A 4,970-nucleotide genomic window follows, 5' to 3' on the forward strand; every position below is an offset into this window, starting at 1 on the left:
CACCAGGGTCGACCCCCGCGCATGCGGGGAAGGTGATAGCCATTTAATCCCCCGTAATCTTCGACAGGGTCGACCCCCGCGCATGCGGGGAAGGTACTTCCTGACCAGCAACGACCTCATCGCACCCAGTAGTTTTCCTTCAGTTCAGTTGTGGTGACCACTGCTTGACCTGATCGGAGTTGCTCGACGCGGTAGACGCCCACAATCCGTACTCTTCTGTCGTCGGTGCGCTGATGGTGAGATCCCGAATCTGATCGAGGGTCGACCATTCGTGTACCCGCGGTAGACAGAGTAGCCGCTTCGAAACTCCAACTCCGGCACTGCTCGCAGGCATTCCCAGAGCAAGCATGCCTGCGATTGCCCACGCGACCAGATCACCCGAATACCAGGGCGCATCGATCGACTCGGTAAATCTGACGTCAGCGATCACGTCCAATCCGGCGTTCATCTTGCCCCGCAATCTTCCTACGCTGTCATCGAACAACGCATCAACGGACACCGGGGAAGACCGGATACCGGTCAATGCTTCGAACGGGTTTCCATTACGGAGATGAACAGGAGCAGAGAAGAACCGCCCTGTCTCCTTCACCGCACTGCGGGGGGCTGGTTCCGCATTGAAGAGGAATGGAAGGAGTTCCGGTGCAACACCAAGAGCGGCGTCCCGGTACCTGTCCAACCACTTGTTGCCCTTCGCGACCTGTATAGAACTGTCCTTGGACAGCTTCGCCCCCGTTTCGTCCCTCAACCCGGCCGCGACCTGCATCGCCAGGAAGATCCTGGACCAGGCTTCCTGATCCCAGCGGGGATCCTGACTGCTGAGCAGTTCGGGAGACTTATCCGTGAAGCACAGGCGGGCATCCGTATCTCCCTGGGCCACGCAGGATGCCAGCGCACCGATACCGGCGAATACCGACGTTAAGGAGTACGGCCGGAGTCCGCTCAGTATGCGCTCGGCCGCCCCGTCTCTCCCAGGCATCTGAACAGCACGTTCGTCGTTGCGGGAGTGCACACTGGGTACGCCGGTGGAAGCCCAGGACATGTCCGGGTTCTTCGACCATGGTCTGCGGGAGGCTTCCCAGTCCGAGAACCGCAGAACCGTCTCAAGAAGTGCAGTTCCCCAGGGCCCGTAGATGCCTTCCGCCTGCCGGTACCGGTCACCATTGTGGACAGTGCCTCCGGCGTGTTGAACCACTGGCCGACCCCAGCCGTGGTGACTGATCACCAGATGACGGGCCAGATCGCCGTGTCCTATCTCGGGCACTCCCTCCGCTGAGGCTACCTCATGCCGCCAACCGGACAGACCGAGTGACGTCCGTGGCCGTGGAGATTTCGCCAGCGGCTCGGAACCGTCTGCATTACCCAGCGCGGTCTGGAATGCGGGGAGAGTTTTGCCGGCGTCATGATGGAGACCTGCCAATGCCAGTGCTGACTGCTCTGCGGCCGCGAAGCCTGCGAGCTCTCCGTTGATCCGCGCCGCGTGCTCAACCTGTCGACTGTGCAGTGCCAGGGGCACTCGGCCACTGGAATGCGGGGCGTTCTCGGTGGGGCGCACGGCGGCGAACCGACCATGCACGAGCACCTGAGCCGACGTATCCTGTCCGTACTTGGCGCTCAACTCCCTCACCTTCTCGGTCACCTCATCGGTGAGATCTTCGCCGAGCTCGGTGGCTTCGAGCACCCGCTCCTCGCCCAACAGAACGCCGGTATTGAACCAACCCCGTTGGCTTCTGACCACGGCGATAACAGAGACGTCCTTCACAGGAGCTGTTGAGACCGGGTTCCACCCCAGTTCTGCCGAGTAACCACCTTCTTTGCCATCGATGACGACGATATCGTCGGGTTTCAGGTCGCGCGTTGTCGCAAGCTCAATCCACGTGTCAGCACGCTGAACCCGTGCGCGGCGGTGCACCGATGCGGTGACCGGCCTGCCGTCGTAGCCAGCGTCCGTGCCTGCGAAACGTCCGTTAGCGCCGGGAGCCTTGGCGAGGAAAGCTCCGACCTCCCTGATCGGCAGGGTCACAGTTTCGAACGAATGGACGCCACACCGTACAAGGTCGTCAAGGTAATCACGCCAGGCAACGCGGACAGTCGCGCGGTCCCGTTGATCCGGACCGAACGCAAGTGCTTCCCACGGAGCGTCTGCCCGAGGTCGCGTCGCTGTGAGACGGCGCAGAAACTCCTCTGCCGAGCTGGTCCGCGGAGCTGGTTCCCAGCTCTCGCCGGGGACCGGGACGGCTGTCAGATCCGGAATGAACGAGGCATCATCCGGCTCAGCGGGGTCCGCGGTCGTCGCATCGCGGAGAGCCCGCCAGGTGGCGTCCAGCTGCGGCTCGCCGTAGATTGCCGCCGCCGCCCTATCTGCGGGAAGGTTCTCACGCAGATGCGCCACGATGACTGCAGGCAGGGACTCGCGGGTGCCTGTCCGATTTAGCCGGCCCAGCCGCTGGACCAGCGCAGGCATGGACGGCAGCTCCGTGACCAGTGCGCAGGCATCCAGATCGACACCGACCTCCATGGTCTGAGTCGAGACAGTGAGGGTTTCCGGGGAGAACGCGATCCCGTGTCGGTCGGCTGGGCGCACTGTCGACGTGATCAGCTGCACGGATGGTGCCGCCCGGCCGAGCTTTCTCCGTAACGCTTCCGCCAGCTGTTGTGCTGTCACAACGGTATTGACAATGACCAGGACGCCGTCGCCGCCGTAGGCGTCACGATGCTCCCAGCAGTCCAGGGCGGCTGTGGCGAGCTTCTTCAGCGTGTCAGCAGGAGTGGAGGACTCCACCAGTCGGGCTGGTTTCCGGACCGCTATCTTCGCCTGGGCAGTTGGAGAGGGGTCGCCTACCAGAGTTCCGGTGAAACAGCGGTCGCCGGTCAGGTAAGCAGGGACCGTCGCCCCCAACACAACGGTTGACCCCACCAGGGGCGAATTCGGATGCGCCTGTTGGAGACCCTCTGTTTCCCGCAGCATCGTGACTGCCGCGGGAACAAGATGCGGTTCATCGACGAGCACGAGCCGGTCGGTTCCGGTCAGCGCAGCATGAACCGGGAGCATGCCGTCGCTGGCTCCGACGGCGCGGAACAGGACGCGGGAGGCCAGCTGCGTCATCGTGCACGTGATGATCTGGGCGCCGACAGGCCGCAGCCAGGACCTGTCCTCTGCCACAGCCCCGTGGAGAGAGACCGCCCCCACAAGCGGACCATCCCAGTCGTCCGGTAGGAGAGCCGAAAAAGCCTCGCGGACCGGGTCGCCGGAGCCTAACTCCCTAATATGCTGCGCAATCGTCTCGGCATGAAGGTATGCCGAATCGACGACGAGTCGGCGTTCCACCGCGAGGAAGATCCGCAACGGCAGACGGCGGTGTGCTGCACCATGGTCATGAATGTCTTTGGCCAGGGACCAGACGGCGATATCCAGAGTGGAGGTCTTCCCTGCCCCGGTAGGGGCGGAGACATGGTCAGGCCACCGGCCATCATCGTCGACCACTGCAGCAAGCTCACTCTGCCACCGGTACGGCGAGTACCCGTGAACATCGGTGTAGAACTCGGTGAACGTGGGGAACGTCTGGTGGTCAGAACGCTGTTCGGACGAGGTCATGCCTTCTCCTCACTGTCGTTGAGATAGTCGGGCATGAGCACTCCGGTCCCGTGCTCCTTGTCCAGAATGAGGGGGCCGTGGACGGGTCGGGAGGTCGTAAGGGTGAGGTGCCAGGCACGGTGATCATCGTCGGATCCCAGTCGTGCCTGACTCGGGCGTAGTGGAGCCGGAGAGATACCGGTCAGGACGGCATCCGGTAGCGCCGTCGCGGCCTGCCGACTGGCGACCCATTTGTCGGGATGAGCGAGGAAGGGTACCGCGGTCATCCAACGCTGCGAACGACGAACCCAGTAGTCAGGGCTGAGACTCCGGAGCCCGGTGTCTTCACCCAGGATTTTGGTGTCGAAGTTGTCGGTCAGTGCTGTCCCGGTGGAGGTCAGGATGCCCAGGCCTACGGCGCGGCCGTCGAGTTCCCGGTGGCCTGAACGCGTCACCGGGAAGACCACGCCGTTGTCCCCGGGCACCACGTCACGGGCAACCTCCAGGGCCGACGCCAACGACCTTGGACGGCGGAATGCCATGATCTCGAGCCACTGGCCGCCGCGTGGAGTGGGGACCGACGGCGCGTACCTGGTGACCGTGACACGGTGGTCGACCGGAATCGGTTGGTCGGCGTTCTCAGCGAAGAGGCTGGCGTAACGATCATCCAGCCACTGGAGGAACGCTGGTGTAGCGGCTCTGAACCGATGGGTACCGTGCGGAGAGGGGCGCAGCGTGGTCGGTGGTGTAACTGATGATCGGTACGTGGAATCCAGCATCTCAGTCAGAGTTGAGTTGGTGACCTGTACGCGTGCGAGGTCGCATTCCCTGCCGAGATACGGGATCTCTCCGGCGATGTCGTTGAGCACGGCTACGTCATCCGGTGTGAGTGCGGCATCCTCCCAGATGTAATGGAGTGCGCCGGTGACCAGCCGGTGCCCGTTGACGCATTTGCGGATCTTGCCTCCGCGCTCGCCGAGGATCCGCTGAGGTCCGGCAAAGAGCTCTCGTGGTGCACCAGAATCCGGTGACGAGGAGATCAACGGTTGCATATACGACTCACCGGAGCCGGATGAGTAAGACTGTGGCGCGATAATCGTCGGGTCTCCGGACGCGCAGAGCCGTCGGACAAGGTCTTTTGCGGCAGGATCAGAACGGCGGCCGATCTCGCTGATGAATGCGGAAATCAGACGCCCCGGGGAGGGAGGAAAAGGTGCTTCGCCGGGGGAGTTCCCGGAGTATATTCCTGCGATGAATGTGACGGAACAGGTGATTGACATGGTGACGGGGTCAGTTGTCGCTGTCATCGGTCTGGGATTCCTTCACCAGGGTTGCTGCACGTGCCTCGACCACGACCCGCGGGTAGGATGCATCGATGGGGGCGGCGAACTGGAGGTCC

General features: G+C 63.1%; 2 protein-coding genes. Both read right to left on the reverse strand.

Going from position 1 to position 4,970, the window contains the following annotated elements; all coding sequences use genetic code 11:
* Positions 1 to 139: 139 nt before the first annotated feature.
* Positions 140 to 3,592, reverse strand: a complete 3,453-nt coding sequence (gene cas3u, locus QZV72_RS13925) for a type I-U CRISPR-associated helicase/endonuclease Cas3 (RefSeq protein WP_297009265.1) — start codon at positions 3,590 to 3,592, stop codon at positions 140 to 142.
* Positions 3,589 to 4,878, reverse strand: coding sequence for a type I-U CRISPR-associated protein Csb2 (gene csb2 / locus QZV72_RS13930; protein ID WP_367119106.1), 1,290 nt, complete (start codon positions 4,876 to 4,878; stop codon positions 3,589 to 3,591). Before csb2 ends, cas3u begins: the two co-directional genes overlap by 4 nt.
* Positions 4,879 to 4,970: the final 92 nt, after the last annotated feature.

It is taken from the genome of uncultured Corynebacterium sp. (assembly GCF_902782855.1).
Classification (GTDB): Bacteria; Actinomycetota; Actinomycetes; order Mycobacteriales; family Mycobacteriaceae; genus Corynebacterium.

Coding starts and splice junctions, on each gene's coding strand:
- csb2 (WP_367119106.1), bottom strand. CDS start 4,878: ATGACAGCGACAACTGACCCCGTCACCATGTCAATCACCTGTTCCGTC.
- cas3u (WP_297009265.1), bottom strand. CDS start 3,592: ATGACCTCGTCCGAACAGCGTTCTGACCACCAGACGTTCCCCACGTTC.